The organism is Pedobacter sp. GSP4 (assembly GCF_051857575.1).
GTDB lineage: Bacteria > Bacteroidota > Bacteroidia > Sphingobacteriales > Sphingobacteriaceae > Pedobacter.
In genome coordinates, this window is the sequence record NZ_JBPZIR010000003.1 from 382,157 (window position 1) to 397,655 (window position 15,499).

The 15,499-nt window shown below is 38.1% G+C and carries 15 protein-coding genes; 5 read left to right on the forward strand and 10 right to left on the reverse strand.

The features are described 5' to 3' along the window. Positions 1 to 5: 5 nt before the first annotated feature. Together ACS5PU_RS08845 and ACS5PU_RS08850 are read right to left on the reverse strand one after the other, a co-directional pair. Entirely contained in the window at positions 6 to 212 is a 207-nt protein-coding gene (locus tag ACS5PU_RS08845) for a putative signal transducing protein (RefSeq protein ID WP_439458926.1), read from the reverse strand. Continuing rightward, on the reverse strand, positions 193 to 1,119 hold the full coding sequence (locus ACS5PU_RS08850; RefSeq protein ID WP_439458927.1) for a lysostaphin resistance A-like protein: 927 nt from the start codon (positions 1,117 to 1,119) through the stop codon (positions 193 to 195). The genes ACS5PU_RS08845 and ACS5PU_RS08850 overlap by 20 nt, the downstream gene beginning before the upstream one ends. Before the next feature lie 43 nt (positions 1,120 to 1,162). Between ACS5PU_RS08850 and dusB the strand changes: the two genes are divergently transcribed. Both dusB and apaG read left to right on the forward strand, forming a co-directional pair. Further along, the gene (gene dusB, locus ACS5PU_RS08855; RefSeq protein WP_439458928.1) at positions 1,163 to 2,170 is read left to right on the forward strand and encodes a tRNA dihydrouridine synthase DusB; all 1,008 of its coding nucleotides are present in this window, start codon (positions 1,163 to 1,165) and stop codon (positions 2,168 to 2,170) included. 36 nt (positions 2,171 to 2,206) lie between these two features. Then, on the forward strand, positions 2,207 to 2,593 hold the full coding sequence (gene apaG / locus ACS5PU_RS08860) for a Co2+/Mg2+ efflux protein ApaG (protein ID WP_439458929.1): 387 nt from the start codon (positions 2,207 to 2,209) through the stop codon (positions 2,591 to 2,593). 378 nt (positions 2,594 to 2,971) lie between these two features. On the opposite strand, the gene ACS5PU_RS08865 is transcribed toward apaG, so the two are convergent. Beyond that, on the reverse strand, positions 2,972 to 3,667 hold the full coding sequence (locus ACS5PU_RS08865) for a zinc metallopeptidase (RefSeq protein ID WP_439459304.1): 696 nt from the start codon (positions 3,665 to 3,667) through the stop codon (positions 2,972 to 2,974). Positions 3,668 to 3,750: 83 nt separating this feature from the next. Between ACS5PU_RS08865 and ACS5PU_RS08870 the strand changes: the two genes are divergently transcribed. After that, positions 3,751 to 4,887, forward strand: a complete 1,137-nt coding sequence (locus ACS5PU_RS08870) for an NAD(P)/FAD-dependent oxidoreductase (protein WP_439458930.1) — start codon at positions 3,751 to 3,753, stop codon at positions 4,885 to 4,887. Between the two features lies 1 nt (position 4,888). Here the strand turns inward: ACS5PU_RS08870 and ACS5PU_RS08875 are convergent, their stop codons facing one another. From ACS5PU_RS08875 to purU, 3 genes are all read right to left on the reverse strand, one after another. Continuing rightward, positions 4,889 to 5,716 (reverse strand): tetratricopeptide repeat protein, encoded by an 828-nt coding sequence (locus tag ACS5PU_RS08875; RefSeq protein ID WP_439458931.1) that lies wholly within the window; start codon positions 5,714 to 5,716, stop codon positions 4,889 to 4,891. Between the two features lie 52 nt (positions 5,717 to 5,768). After that, positions 5,769 to 6,587, reverse strand: a complete 819-nt coding sequence (locus ACS5PU_RS08880; RefSeq protein WP_439458932.1) for a hypothetical protein — start codon at positions 6,585 to 6,587, stop codon at positions 5,769 to 5,771. A gap of 140 nt (positions 6,588 to 6,727) precedes the next feature. After that, positions 6,728 to 7,567: a formyltetrahydrofolate deformylase gene (gene purU / locus ACS5PU_RS08885; protein ID WP_439458933.1), complete on the reverse strand. Its 840-nt coding sequence runs from the start codon at positions 7,565 to 7,567 to the stop codon at positions 6,728 to 6,730. 118 nt (positions 7,568 to 7,685) lie between these two features. Here purU and ACS5PU_RS08890 point away from each other — a divergent pair, with 118 nt between their 5' ends. After that, positions 7,686 to 9,059, forward strand: a complete 1,374-nt coding sequence (locus ACS5PU_RS08890) for a DNA recombination protein RmuC (RefSeq protein ID WP_439458934.1) — start codon at positions 7,686 to 7,688, stop codon at positions 9,057 to 9,059. Positions 9,060 to 9,215: 156 nt separating this feature from the next. Here ACS5PU_RS08890 and ACS5PU_RS08895 read toward each other — a convergent pair whose 3' ends face one another. The 4 genes from ACS5PU_RS08895 to nadA all read right to left on the reverse strand — a co-directional run bounded on the left by ACS5PU_RS08895 (position 9,216) and on the right by nadA (position 13,407). Next, positions 9,216 to 9,854 (reverse strand): outer membrane beta-barrel protein, encoded by a 639-nt coding sequence (locus ACS5PU_RS08895; RefSeq protein WP_439458935.1) that lies wholly within the window; start codon positions 9,852 to 9,854, stop codon positions 9,216 to 9,218. Positions 9,855 to 9,930: 76 nt separating this feature from the next. Then, the gene (gene thiL / locus ACS5PU_RS08900; protein ID WP_439458936.1) at positions 9,931 to 10,971 is read right to left on the reverse strand and encodes a thiamine-phosphate kinase; all 1,041 of its coding nucleotides are present in this window, start codon (positions 10,969 to 10,971) and stop codon (positions 9,931 to 9,933) included. Between the two features lie 108 nt (positions 10,972 to 11,079). Continuing rightward, a complete protein-coding gene (locus tag ACS5PU_RS08905; RefSeq protein WP_439458937.1) occupies positions 11,080 to 12,318 on the reverse strand; it encodes a dicarboxylate/amino acid:cation symporter in 1,239 nt (412 codons plus the stop codon). Between the two features lie 90 nt (positions 12,319 to 12,408). Then, on the reverse strand, positions 12,409 to 13,407 hold the full coding sequence (gene nadA, locus ACS5PU_RS08910; RefSeq protein ID WP_439458938.1) for a quinolinate synthase NadA: 999 nt from the start codon (positions 13,405 to 13,407) through the stop codon (positions 12,409 to 12,411). 450 nt (positions 13,408 to 13,857) lie between these two features. Between nadA and nadB the strand changes: the two genes are divergently transcribed. Continuing rightward, entirely contained in the window at positions 13,858 to 15,444 is a 1,587-nt protein-coding gene (nadB, locus tag ACS5PU_RS08915) for an L-aspartate oxidase (protein WP_439458939.1), read from the forward strand. Positions 15,445 to 15,499 lie beyond the last annotated feature (55 nt).

Here is a 15,499-nt window from a genome sequence, read left to right on the forward strand (position 1 = left end):
GCCTGTTATTCGATTTCGTTTTCAACAATATATTCTATAGCCTTATCAAAATCTACCTTGTTAACCAATACATTTATTTCGCCAATGTGATAGGCAGACAGCTGCTTATTTATCGTAACTGCCGGAATTCCAGCTTCTGTTAATCCCTGTTTTAATACTTCTGCAGCAAAAGTATTGCTGGTGATGTACACTTTAACCCAATTTTCGCTCACGTTCTGCGCTATTTTTAAAAATTTTAAACAAAGCTATGGTAATTATTGCACTTATTAAATAGCCATACCAAGGAAAACCAATCGGTTCATCTGCTTTATTAAGCGGCATATGGTGCAACTGCATGTAGTATGCAGCACAAACTGCATAGGCATTATTTAAAAAGTGGGCCAATATGGCATACCAGATGCTTCCACTGTAGTAATATAAATAGCCAAAGCCGGCCCCTAAAAGCATGCGGGGCACAAAACCGTAAAACTGAAGGTGTATGGCACTAAAAATAATTGCCGAAATCCAAATGGCTGCATGTGGATTATTAAAAGCCCTGTTTAACGAACGCTGAACACCTCCGCGGAACATCAGTTCTTCGCCAATTGCAGGTAAAACGGCAATCATAATCAGGTTTACAATAAAATCGAGATTGCTTCGGACGGTGATTAACTGCATTGTTATTTTCATTCCCAGCGCTTCCTTTTCTTTCATCCAGGCCTCTACGTAACGCAAAAACTTGGGCAAAACCATTTTTTGATTCCATATAACTGTCCATTCCATAAAGGGCATGCTCACAATCATAATCACCAATACCATCACGAGCAATACGAATTTTGGCTGTTTAAAGCTGTAAAAGCTGGTAACTTTTCGCCTTTCTGTTAAAGCCAGGGCAATGGGAGGTAAAATAAATGTTCCTATCGAACTGAATATCTGTATTACTTTAAAACCAGAAATATATTGAGCTTCGCCAGAGATCAGCAGGTCGAAATTACTAACCAGCCCCATGCCGTACATCAGCATACAAATTACAAGGGCTAAGATTCCGAATACCAATCCACCCGCAACTGCGTAAAATAAAAGTAAAAGTAATTGTAAGAAAGGATTGATTTCCTCCTTGTTAGGTATTACAAAATTCATTATTTGTACCTTTGTATGTTTTATTAATCGATGAAGATAGAAAATGTCTGTTAAGATAGGAAATATAGATTTAGGAGAGTTCCCGTTACTGTTGGCTCCAATGGAGGATGTAAGCGATCCGCCGTTCCGTTACGTTTGCAAGCAAAACGGGGCTGATATGATGTATACAGAGTTTATTTCTTCGGAAGGCTTAATCCGTGATGCAGCAAAAAGCATACAAAAACTGGATATTTTTGAATATGAAAGGCCCATCGGTATACAGATTTTTGGTGGCGATATAGAGCACATGCGCGAAGCTTCAGAAATTGCATCGGCTGCAGGGCCAGATCTGGTTGATATTAATTATGGTTGCCCTGTAAAAAATGTGGTTTGTAAAGGAGCGGGCTCCAGCTTGCTACAGGATATTGATAAAATGGTGAAAATGACTGAGGCCGTTGTTAAAGCTTCTCATTTACCGGTTACGGTTAAAACCCGCTTAGGTTGGGATGATAACACCAAAAACGTTTATGAAGTGGCCGAAAGACTCCAGGATGTAGGTATACAAGCGCTTACCATCCATGGCAGAACAAGGGCACAACTATATAAGGGCGAGGCCGATTGGTCTTTAATTAGGGAGATTAAGCGTAATCCAAGGATTAAGATCCCGATTTTTGGAAATGGCGACGTGGATAGTCCCGAAAAGGCTGCTAACTGGCGCATAGAATATGAGGTAGATGGTATCATGATTGGCCGTGCAGCCATTGGTTACCCATGGATTTTCCGCGAGGTTAAACACTTTTTTAAAACCGGCGAGCATCTGCCTGGCCCAACCATAGAAGAAAGAATTAATGTGTGCCGAACCCACTTAGATAAATCGTTGGAGTGGAAGGGACCAAAAACCGGTATTTTCGAAATGCGCCGGCATTATGCCAATTATTTTAAGGGCTTACCAGACTTTAAACCTTACCGTATGCGTTTGGTGGCCGAGCCAGATATCAACAACATTTACAGCATTTTAGCAGAAGTGGCAGAAAAATTTGCCCACTACGATGCAACTAAAGTACTGGCTTGATTTTTGAAAGCTTTTTTTATACATTCGTAAATCATCATGGTTACAGCTATTACAGACGGGGTTAAGGTTTCAGTTGAAACAGTATACCAGCCGGAATATTCAAATCCGGCCAATGAACATTTTATGTTCGCTTATCGTGTAGAAATATCCAACCTTTCAGATTACGCTGTACAGCTGATGCGCCGCCAATGGTTTATTTTCGATTCGAACAGTAGCCGCAGAGAAGTTGAAGGCGAGGGGGTTGTAGGCCTACAGCCTATTATCCAGCCCGGCGAAACACATGTATATGTTTCTGGATGCAACCTAAAAACTGATATGGGCAGCATGAAAGGTGCATACTTAATGAAACGCGATATTGATGGATCTGAATTTGAAGTTGATATTCCGGAATTTCAGTTAATTGCACCTTATAAACTGAATTAATCCTTACCTTATTTCATTATCCATACCGGTATAAAACCAATTTGATATTAATTATTGTTCCTGCTTTTTGCGCCAAGTGCTACTAAAGGCTAACAGCTTTAGGCCTAAACCTTTTCTGCACCCTGCAACCCAAAATAGTATAACCCAACTTGCCATCTAAACCCGATCAGCGTGGTTCCGATTTTTCATCGGAAGGAACAGAGAGTGGGACTGGAACCAGCCTAATCCCCACAAATTTGCTTTCCAAAAAAAAATCTTTCGTGATTTTTGTTTATTATGCTTTTAACCCAAACTGTAAGGGCGGATAATAATTGTATTATTACAAAAACGGCCAGGATATACTCCCGGCCGCGCTGTGTTTTTCATTGTAGCTGTATCTTAATCTCTGCTTCTTCCAAAAAGCATTGAGGCATAATAAAGTAAATTGGCCAGGGCTCCAACGGCAGCAACTACATAGGTCATAGCGGCCCACCAAAGTGCATCTTTAGCCTGTGCGTTTTCTTCTTGTGTTTGCATTACACCACTATTGTTCCTTAACCAGGCCAATGCACGGTTACTGGCATCAAATTCAACCGGTAATGTTATGATACTAAATATGGTAACCAGCGCTAAACCAACAACACCAATGGCCAAAACAATTGGGTTACCGGTAAAACCGATCAATATTACACCTATCAATAAAACCCACTGTAAAAGGTTAGATGAAATGCTTACTACCGGTACCATGCTGCTTCTCAATTGCAACCAATTGTACGATTTTGCCTGTTGTACGGCGTGGCCACATTCGTGTGCAGCAACCGCTGCTGCCGCTACACTGCGGCTATAGTAAACATCTGTACTTAAATTTACAGTTTTATCTGTTGGGTTGTAATGATCAGTTAATTGCCCTTCGGTACTCATCACCTTCACATCGTAAATCCCGTTATCATGCAGCATCCTTTCCGCCACCTCCTTGCCCGATAAACCAGAGCTTAATTGCATTTCGGCATATCTGGAAAACTTGTTCCTAAAACGCCATTGTACAAACATGCTCAACAATAATACCGGGATGATTAATATTAAATAAACTCCCATTTTCTTATGTATGTTTTTCATTCAGCTTATATCAAAAAGCGTTCCCATATTATTTAAATACTAAAAAATAGTACATTTATATTATGCCAAACGAACTTTCATACTGGGAAAAAGAATCGTTTTTTAAGTTTGATGCCATTGTTATCGGCAGCGGAATAGTTGGCCTCAATGCCGCCATACACCTCAAAAAAAATTGTCCATCATTAAAAATTGCCGTGCTTGAAGCGGGATTTTTACCTACCGGTGCAAGCACGAAAAATGCGGGTTTTGCATGCTTTGGGAGCATTTCTGAACTCATAGAGCAAGAAAACAGCGCAGGCATAGATGGGCTTGCATTGCTGATAGAAAAGCGTTGGAAAGGTTTACTTAAACTCCGTGCCTTACTGGGCGATAAAGCCATTGATTACCAATGCTTAGGCGGTTTCGAAATGTTTAAAAAAGATGACAATCTATTGGCCAATACCTGTGTATCTAAAATTGAACATTTTAACCTCCTTACCAGCGATATTGTTGGGAAGGATGCTTTTGCCCTGAATACAAAAAAGATAGATTCTTTTGGTTTTGCCCAAATCGAAACGCTGATAGAAAACCAGTACGAAGCACAGATTGATAGTGGTAAGATGATGTTCGCACTTCTTCAATACGCGCAGCAGCTAGGGATATGCATTTACAATAACTGCAGGGTTTTAAAATTGAATGAAGAAGCAACCGGATTAAGCCTACCTACAAAGAACGGCATATTTTTCTGCGAAAAAGTAATGGTAACCACCAACGCATTTATAAAGGACTTACTGCCCGATATAAAAATAAACCCAGGCAGGGGACAGGTTTTGATTACCAAGCCCATCAGCGGTTTAAAAGTTAAAGGTACTTTCCACTATGATAAGGGTTATTACTATTTCAGGAACATTAATGGCCGGCTTTTACTTGGGGGAGGCAGAAACATTGATTTTAATGCAGAAACAACAAGCGAATTCGGTACAACAGAACCAGTGCAGCATGCCCTTGAAGATTTATTGGGAACGGTAATTCTACCCGGACAGAATTTTGTAATAGACCAACAGTGGAGCGGCATTATGGCTTTTGGAAAAAAGCTCGAGCCATTTATTGCAGAAATTAAGCCCAATGTTTTTTGTGCTACAAGGTGCAATGGCATGGGCATAGCTATTGGTTCGCAAACAGGAGAAGATGTTGCAAACCTTCTCCTGAGTAGTTGGTAAATTAAAGCTTGGTAGCCATCATCTTCATCTTATCCGTATAAAGATCAAAAGGTATAATCCACCGGTTAACTTCATTCTGCCAGCGTTTAAACTTCATTTTATTCTTTAATTTATAATATTGAAAGGCGATATTATAAGCCATATCAGCCTTTATGGCTTCATCAGCACAATTTCTTAAAGCAAAGAGGTAAATGTCTTCTGCTTTTTTCATTTCACCTGCTTTTGTAAGCATAAAAATATCATTTTTACTTTTATCCCAATTGGGCCTCTGTGGAGCGGCCTTTAACCCGCGGTAATAAGAGATTTCAGCTTTTCCAAATTTTTGCATTTTTCGGTAAACTGTTTCGTATTCATAAAAAAGGTCTGGATATTTTGGATCTATTTTCCGGACTGCATTTAAGTATTCAAGTGCTTTCTCTGTTTCATTGCACCGATTATAAACATAGCCCAGCCTGAAAAGCCGGTCTACATTTTGATCATCTGTGCGGTAAAAAGCTAGCCAGCGTGGTGTACCCTCTATCTTAAGTTCTGCAAATTTTTCTTTGGGGATTAGCGCAAATTTTGCCGTATTCACCAATACCCTGATAATTGTTTTTTCGCTATCGATGGGAACAAAGGTATTGTGATCTGTAATACTAAAAGTTCCGTTCATGAAAAAGGTTAAGCCTGCTGAGTTATCCAAATAGACAAAGCCATATGCATACCCTTTTTCAGCTGGTATAGCGATCCACCTGTCTTCGCAATCGATAATTTTCTGGTCGAATTTTAATTCTGTTTGCGCGAAGGTTTTCAAAGCACAAAACATCATGATTATAAGTAAGCGTTTCATCTATAGATATTTAAATGGGTAAAGTACCTTGGTGCATTTAAAACACACATCACTATTTGCCCATTACGCGCTGCATTTTTTCAATTTTTTCGGCGTAATTGGCATTTGGGGTAATCCACCTGTTTACTTCTTTACACCAGATGTTAAATTTTTCAGTGTTCGATGTTTTAAAGTATTGGTAAGCAATATTGTAGGCCATATCTGCTTTAGCAAATTCGTCGGTGCAATACCGAATGGCTTCTAAATAAGTCTCTTCAGCAATTTTCATTTTATTGGCCTGCGCCATCCAAAATATATCCCGTTTATACACTTCATTATAATTGGTATTGTAAACCCTAAATGCTGTATTTACCTGCTTGGCGTTTTCTCTATTTTCTGAAACCAGTTCTTCTAAGCCAAAATTTGGATAGATGTAAGGATCGCAACTGATTGCGTTTAGGCTTTTCCAGGCCATTTTATAGGCTTTCCAATTATTGTAAGTTTGGCCCAGCTTAAAATAACGGTCGTTTTTGTTGTTACTGCCAATATAGCTGGTGTAGGCTAAAGGTTGGGCCTCAACGTTAAGCTGTTTTAATTTTTCGGCAGGGATAATGGCTACCTTAACATCTGTAGGGGTAATTCTATGTTTTACCTCTATTACATTTTTAGCTTTATAAGTATCGTTTTCAATGGTGAAAGCTCCTTTTAGGTTAAAGGTAAGGCCGGCTGAATTGTCGAGATATACATAGCCAAAAGCGTACTTGCTGCCACTATCAAGCGCAATGGCTATCCACTTGTTTTCGCAATCCAATAATCTTTTGTCGAAAGTTAGCCCATGCTGGGCTTTGGCATCGAAGGTGCATAGCAATAGTAGGATAAATAAGTATTTCATTTTCAAGTAATTTGTGTGTACTTAAATATAGAAATTTATTTAAAACCAGGCAAGCTAATCTATCCCATATTTTACCACAAAACACACATTATGAGCAATTAAGCAAAAAATTGTATGCCATTTTACAATTCCATAGCTTACTACTTAAACACAACCGTTTTATTTCCACTTACAAAAACCCGGTCTTCAAAAATAAGCTCCAAAGCTTCCAACAAAACTTTCTTTTCTATTTCCTTACCGGCCCTCACCATTTCTTTAACCCCAAAATTGTGATCAACATGTGTGGTATGCTGGGTAATAATCGGCCCTTCGTCTAAATTGTCAGTTACAAAATGCGCCGTGGCCCCAATAATTTTTACACCCCGCTCAAAAGCCTGCCGGTATGGGTTTGCGCCAATAAAAGCCGGTAAAAAGGAATGGTGTATATTGATAATTTTACCTGCATATTCTTCCACAAAATCGGCCGATAAAATCCGCATAAACTTGGCCAATACCAGATAATCTACATCAAACTGATTGATAATGGCCTTAATTTCGCCTTCAAAGCTATTTTTATCTTTATCTGCATGGTCTACATAAAAAAACGGAATGCCAAGCTTTTCGGTAAAATCCCTTAGTGCTTCATAATTACCAATTACGCACTTCACATTGGCACCAAGCGTTTTAAACTGGTTTTTGATCAATATCTCAGCTAAGCAATGGTACTCTTTGGTTACCAAAACCGTAATCTGTTTTTCCTGCTGGGTAATTAAATTTACCTCGGCAGTAGTTGGGAGTTTTTCTAAAAGTTTTTCTTTTAGTTCATCGGCATCATCCAGGTTACCGGTACAGGCAATGCGTGTAAAGAAAGATTTATTGGCCTCATCTACAAATTCGCGCATGGCGATAATATTGAGCTGATGAGCGGCCAGCACCTGGGTAATATCTGTTACTAAACCAACTTGATCGGGGCAGGAGATAAGGACTGTTAATGCGTTCATTTATAAAATACTAATGCCCAATTATAAAAAAATTTTTCGGTTATGCTCTGTTCATATTGACTAAAATTTTTTGGTATATCTATTTTAAATCTTCATTTTTGCTAAAATTTTTATCATCATGGAGATTGCCGGTATTGCTTTGCTAATTGTTATTTTAATTGTCTTGGTACTTTTATTCTTAAAAAAACCACAGGCAGCGCTTTCTGTAATATCAGTTGATGATTTTGAACGGGTTAAACAAGATAACGAAATATTAAAAATCAATTTGGCCAAAGCCGATGAACGCGTAGCTAACCTTACCGCAGAAAAAGAGCACATTACTTTGTTGTTAAAGCAGGAGCAACAACGCCTAATTGATGAATTACAGGCAGAACGCGACAGGCTTGCAGATGCCAACCGCGAGCTAGAAAGTACCAGATCTTTTTACCTGGCCGAAAAAGAAAAACTCGCCGAACAAAAATTGAGTTTTGAGCAATCGCAAAACAAGCTGAATAAGGACTTTGAGTTAATAGCCAATAAAATACTGGAAGAAAAATCAACCAAATTTATTGAGCAGAACCGCACCAACCTGGATATTATCCTTAACCCCTTAAAAGAAAATATTAAAGCGTTTGAAGATAAGGTTGAAAAAGTTTACAAAGCCGAATCGGACGAGAGAAATACTTTGAAAGGGGTAATTTCCTTGCTAATGGACCAGAGCAAGCAGATACAGGAAGATGCGAATAATTTAACCAAAGCTTTAAAAGGCGACAGTAAGAAACAGGGGAACTGGGGCGAGGTTATTTTAGAAAAGGTATTGGAACGCTCGGGTTTGGTACGCGATCAGGAATACCGCATTCAGGCCTCGCATGTATCAGCGGACGGGAGCCGTTACCAGCCCGACGTGGTAATCGATTTACCCGACGATAAACATCTTGTAGTTGACGCTAAGGTAAGCTTGATTGCTTATGAACGCTCTGTATCGGCAGAGAGCGATGAAGAGCGTGAAGGCTACGTAAAACAGCACTTAGCCTCTATCAAGAATCATATCCAAGAACTATCGGCTAAAAATTATCAGGATTTATATAAAATCAATTCGCCCGATTTTGTTTTGCTGTTTGTACCCATCGAATCTTCTTTCAGTATCGCCGTTCAAAAAGATGCCGAACTTTTCAATTTTGCCTGGGATAGGAGAGTGGTAATTGTAAGTCCATCTACACTGCTGGCTACTTTGCGCACCATTGCCAGTATGTGGAAACAAGAGCGCCAAAACCGTAATGTAATGGAGATTGCCCGTTTAAGTGGTAACATGTACGATAAATTTGTAGGCTTTATTGCTGATATGGAAAATATCGGAAAACACATTAAAAATGGACAAGATGCCTACGATAAAGCTTTGAATAAACTATCTGAAGGATCGGGCAATTTGGTTAATGCTTCAGAAAAGATAAAGAAACTGGGTGCAAAAGCAACTAAACAGATTGATACCAAGTATTTAGATGCAACTGAATAGTCTAGATTTTAGAACAAAGAGGTAAATTTATTTGATTTTTAACCTTTTAAAAAGAATAATGAAAAACCTGTTAAATTAGTAATTTTTATTTTAATCCTTTTAAACGATTTTTTTTTAATTTTTCCTTTTCTGAATAAGTTTTTGATTTTAAATCACTTAACCTTTTCTTGTTAAAGCATATTTAACTGATATAGCAGGGTTATCTGTATATCTGCCTTTAGGAGATAATGAAACCTTAACCACAAAAGCTGCTGTTAAATTCCTCAATAATCTATATTGTACACCAGGTCTGATCAAAAAATGTACTTCTGAAATATTAATAGTTGGAAATTGATTTTCTTCGGGAACATTACTGGTGTTGTTATAGCTTTCAAATTCATTTAATGTCGATTCAAAATACTGCAATCCAGCGCCTAAATTAAAACGTAATTTCTTTTCCTCTTTCCTAAAAAGATAATTTATAGAAATAGGTACCTGAAAACCATTAAGTGTATAACTGCGTTCGTAGCTATTAATTTTATATCTTAAATCACCACCTTTGAAATTAGAATATCCCAATTCAATAAATACATTTGGATTAATTGATTTTGAAATTCCCACTTCAAGGCCTTCTCCAACAAAAGTATTTCCGCTGAAAAAGCTAAATACGAATAAATTTAAATCTGGACTATTGGCTTCTTTAATAATTACGTTCGTAGAGCTGTATCCAACTTTTACAGCTATAATTTCCGTATTATTTTGAGCATGGGAGGCAAGTGAAAAGAAAATAAATACGAGCGTTATTATTTTTTTCATGAGGCGTTAAAAATGAGAGGAGAAAAGGGTTGTCAACTTTTTGCCCAAAGACATTAAAAATCGACAACCCTTTGTTTTATTTATTAAAAGCATTCCAGCCTTGGGCTTTCAGCTCATGTACATTATTTGATTTGGAAACCATTTTACATCCCGAATTTTTATCAGTAACATGGCCAATCACGGTGATATCTACATCGTGTTTAAGTTTTTTATAATCTTCCTGGCTGATGGTGAAAAGCAACTCGTAATCTTCGCCACCACTTAAAGCACAAACCGTTGGATCAATCCCCAGTTCACGGGCAGTTTCATAAGTCATCGGATCTAAAGGTATTTTCTCTTCGTAAATGGTAATCCCTTTGTCACTCTCAGTTGCCAAGTGCAGAATTTCTGAGGCCAAACCATCCGAAATATCAATCATCGAAGTGGGTTTAATATCCATTTCTTCCAATAGTGCAACAATATCCATTCTTGCTTCTGGTTTCAATTGTCTTTCTATGATATAATCTTTCCCTTCCAAATCAGGCTGAATCTGAGGGTTTTCCAGGTAAATCAGTTTTTCACGTTCTAAAATCTGAAGGCCCATATACGCTCCGCCCAAATCGCCCGAAACACAGAGCAGATCATTTTCCTGAGCACCGTTTCTGTATACCACCTTATCCGCATCTGCATAGCCGATACTGGTAATACTGATTACCAAACCCTGTTTGCTGGATGAAGTATCGCCTCCAATTAAATCGATATTATATTTATTGCAGGCCAGTTCAATGCCTTTATAAATTTCTTCAACAGCCTCTAAAGGAAATTTACTCGAAACACCGATAGATACCGTAATTTGGCTGGCTTTACCGTTCATGGCATAAATATCGCTCAGATTTACCTGCACCGCTTTATAGCCCAAATGTATTAATGGCACATAAGCCAGATCGAAATGTATGCCTTCCAGCAATAAATCTGTAGAAATTAAGGTCTGTTTTCCTTTTGCATCCAACACTGCAGCATCATCGCCAATACCTTTTACCGAATAATCATTTCTGATTTTAAAATTTGTAGTTAAGTGTTTGATTAAACCAAACTCTCCCAACTCATTAATATCTGTACGCTCTTTATTTTCAAACATATGCAATAGTTAAGGGGCAAAAGCCCCAAATTTTTATTTTTTAAAAAAATTATTTGTCATTCTGAGTGCAGCGAAATCTTTAATCCCATTAGGCAGATCCTTCCTTCGTCAGGATGACAAATCTTTATTTTCCATCCAATTTTTACCCTCGGTAAACCTGGCGATTAACATGGCCGCAACATTATCTCCAGTAGCATTTAGCAAAGTAGCCATCGGATCGACCAAAGTACCGATAATCATGGCCGGTGGTAAAGCCTCTGGCGGTAACTGATAGGCCGAAATCATCAATAATTCTCCAATATACCCACCATTTGGTATACCACCCTCAACAATGCTCACCAAAACAGTAATTCCCAAAGCCAGAATAATCGTATCAACATGAACCAGATCTTTACCAAAAATGGCAAATACAACCGCAATCTTTATAATTGAACTGATACTCGAACCATCTTTATGCAGGGTAGAACCAAGCGGAATGGTTACATTGGTAATGTAGGCAGGCACGCCCATTTTGGTTGTTCCTTCTAAATTTGCCGGTATAGTTGCTATACTGCTGCAGGTTCCTATTGAGGTTAAAGATGGAACAATGTTGTTTTTCCAAAACACTTTTATGGCCTTAAATCCACCGGCTATAAAGGCGTATAAAGTAAAAAAAACAATAAAGTAAAATGCCCCAACTCCATAATATAAACCCAGAGCTTTAGCATAAGTGCCAAACAATTGCGGTCCAAAAACACCTACCTGGTAAGCAAAATAAGCACCTAAACCTATCGGACCCAATTTCATGATTAAAATGATGAGTTTTTTCATCACTTCGTTACCAGAAACCAGGAATTTTTTAAAACCTTCGCCTTCTTTTTCTGCATAGAGGGTAGAAAAACCAACCAATACCGAAAAAATAATGAGCGCAAGCATATTTTTCCTACTGCCAATCTCGAAAAATTCGCCAACGGTTAAAAGTTGGGTCATCTGTTCGCCAAACGATTGAATTTTTTCCGGTTCTGTAGGTAAGGGTGTATTTGCTAGCTGTTGATGTATAGGAAAAACCCAGGTTGCCACCAGTGTTAAAACAGCAGAAATTAAAACCGTAGCCAGAAATACCAAAACCATAATGGTTAATAATCTTCCTAATTTTTTAGTCCGGTCTATATTTGCTATCGCCGATGAAACTGCAAAAAATACCAATGGAATAACAGCGGTAAACAACAAGTTTAAAAATATATCGCCCAAAGGCTTTATACTTTCAACGCTTTTCCCAAAAATTAAACCCACTATGCTTCCAACAGTAATACCTGCCAGTAACCATAACAGGCCTGAATAATTTTTAAGGATGTTGTTTTTTTCCATATTGTTTAAATAAACCTATCAGGTTTTAAATTAGACATCCGAAGTTTTGCTGGCCTTTGGGCTTTTGGAAACTTCGGATGTCTTTGGGCGTTACAAGCCCAGCTCTGCCGAAATATCAAGCATTCTTTGAATAGGTTTACGCGCCTGCTCTATAATGTGTTCAGGTACAGTTACTTCTGGCAAACCGTTCTTAATACATAAATATAGTTTTTCTAAAGTATTTCTTTTCATATACGGGCAGTCGTTACAGGCGCAGCTGTTATTCGGTGGTGCCGGAATAAATGTTTTTGTTGGATTTGCCTTCTCCATCTGGTGGATAATACCACTTTCGGTAGCTACAATAAATTCGGTAGCCGGGTTCGAAATCGTATATTTTAAAAGTCCTGTAGTAGATCCAACATAATCTGCCATTTTCAAAACCACTTCCTCACATTCTGGATGGGCAATAAATTTAGCATTAGGATGACGTTCTTTTAATTTTGTAATTTTTTCCTGCGAAAAAATTTCATGAACCATACAGGCACCGTTCCACAGCACCAAATCCCTGCCTGTTTTCTTTGCCACATAAGCACCCAGGTTACGATCAGGTCCGAAAATTATTTTTTGATCTTTCGGCAAACTCTCTACAATCTGAACCGCATTTGTACTCGTGCAAACAATATCACTTAAAGCTTTTAATTCGGCCGTGCAGTTTACATAAGTGATTACCAGGTGATCGGGATATTTTTCTTTAAACTTCTTAAACAAGTGGGGTGGGCAACTATCTGCTAACGAGCAACCTGCCTTCACATCAGGTAATAAAACGGTTTTGTTAGGCGATAAAATCTTCGCCGTTTCGGCCATAAAATGCACACCTGCAAATACAATTACATCGGCATCTGTTTTGGCAGCCTCTTGCGAAAGTCCCAAACTATCGCCAATATAATCTGCAATATCCTGAATGTCAGGTTCTTGATAATAGTGAGCAAGAATTATGGCATTCTTTTCCTTTTTCAATTTCTCAATCTCGGCAAAGAGATCGAGCGTAGGATCAATTTCTTCTTCTGCGAAACCTTTTTTATTGATTTCTTCTAAGACATCTATGTTCATTATTAAATTTTCCTTTTTTGAATTTTGACGTTGGTCAAAGATAAAGCTTTCCACGTCTCAATAATTAATAAGTTATTTTAAATAAATAAATCTTGTTTGTTTATTAGTGTGTTAATAATGTTGGCAAGTTCAGGAAATTCTTTCTTTATTATAAGTTGTTAATCGTTTACTAACATTTAGATTACATTTTTCTAATATCATAAGTTTGATTTTCAGCACTATCGAAAAGTCGCTCAATTTTTATCAATACTGGAATGTTAATTGTTTATAAGTGGGTAAAAAGTTAATTACTTGTAGAAAGGTGCTTAAAAATTACTCAAAAGATTGTGGCAAATTGTGTTTTTAGAGTAGCTTTAAACATTCAAATTTATTTGTTAGGATAATTTAGACACAGAGTTAACACTTATTCAATAGTTATTAACATCGTGGATAAAGTAAATGTTTTTATTAATGAGGAAAGTAGATTTTCTGGTAATCGGCTCTGGTATAGCGGGTTTGAGTTTTGCACTTAAGGCGGCAAAATTTGGAAAGGTTTTGATTGTGACCAAATCAAACGAAGACGAATCGAATACAAAATACGCTCAGGGCGGTGTTGCAGTTGTTGTGGATAAAGGTGATTCTTTTGAAAAACATATAGAAGATACTTTGATTGCGGGCGACGGATTATGCGACGAAAAAATTGTGGAAATCGTTGTAAAAGAGGGGCCTCAGCGGATTCAGGAGATTATAGACTATGGTATAAACTTCGATAAAGATAACGCTGGCTTTTACGATCTGGCCAAAGAAGGGGGCCACTCAGAGCACCGTGTTTTGCACTATAAAGACATCACCGGCTATGAAATTGAGCGGGTATTATTGAATGAAATTCATGCCAACCCGAACATAGAGATATTAACACATTACTTTGCACTGGAGTTAATTACCCAGCACCACCTGGGTGAGTTTGTGGATAAACGTACCGAAGATATTAACTGTTACGGTATATATGCCTTTAACACAGAGCTTAACGATGTGGAAAAGATTGTGGCAAACGTTACAGTAATGGCTTCTGGGGGAGCCGGACATGTGTATTCTGCTACTACAAATCCCGTTATTGCAACAGGCGATGGTATGGCAATGGTTTACCGCGCAAAGGGAAAAGTGAGGAATATGGAATTTATCCAGTTCCATCCAACCGCTTTGTACCATCCTGGCGAGTATCCTTCTTTCTTAATTTCGGAAGCTGTTAGGGGTTTTGGTGGGGTTTTACGCCGTAAAAATGGTGAAGAATTTATGCAGGAATATGACGAGCGTAAATCGTTGGCACCACGTGATATTGTGGCCCGTGCGGTAGATAATGAAATGAAGAAATCGGGTGATGATTTTGTGTACCTGGATATTACCATGCGTAAGAAAGCGGATATACTGAAGCATTTTCCTAACATATATGCCAAGTGTTTATCTATCGGTATTGATATGACCAAAGATTATATACCTGTTACGCCTGCTTCTCATTACATGTGCGGTGGTATTTTGGTTGATGAATATGGACGTTCATCTATTAAAAATTTATATGCCTGTGGCGAATGCTCTTCAACTGGTTTGCACGGTGCTAACCGTTTGGCATCTAACTCTTTACTGGAGGCAACTGTTTTTGCACACCGCATTTATCAGGATGCCATCGAAAACTTTAAGAATAACATTATTCCAGATCATATTCCAGAATGGGATTCAAAAGGCGTAACTCAGAGCAATGAAGATGTTTTGGTAACACATAATTTAAGAGAGCTGCAAAAAGTAATGGGCGATTATGTGGGCATTGTACGTTCTGATTTCCGTTTGGAAAGGGCTCACCGCCGCTTATTCTTAATTTACCAGGAAACTGAAGAATTTTATAAAAAGAACAAAGTTTCGGTTAAGCTGTGCGAGTTGAGAAATGTTATCCAAACGGCTTATCTGGTAATAAAATCTGCTATGCAGCGAAAAGAGAGTAGGGGATTGCATTTTACTACCGATTACCCTAATCATGCCAAGGAGCTGGTTGATACAGTTTTTTAACTGCAATCAATCTGATCATATCTGATCGCTCTTATAGTGTGCTTCGACAAGCTTA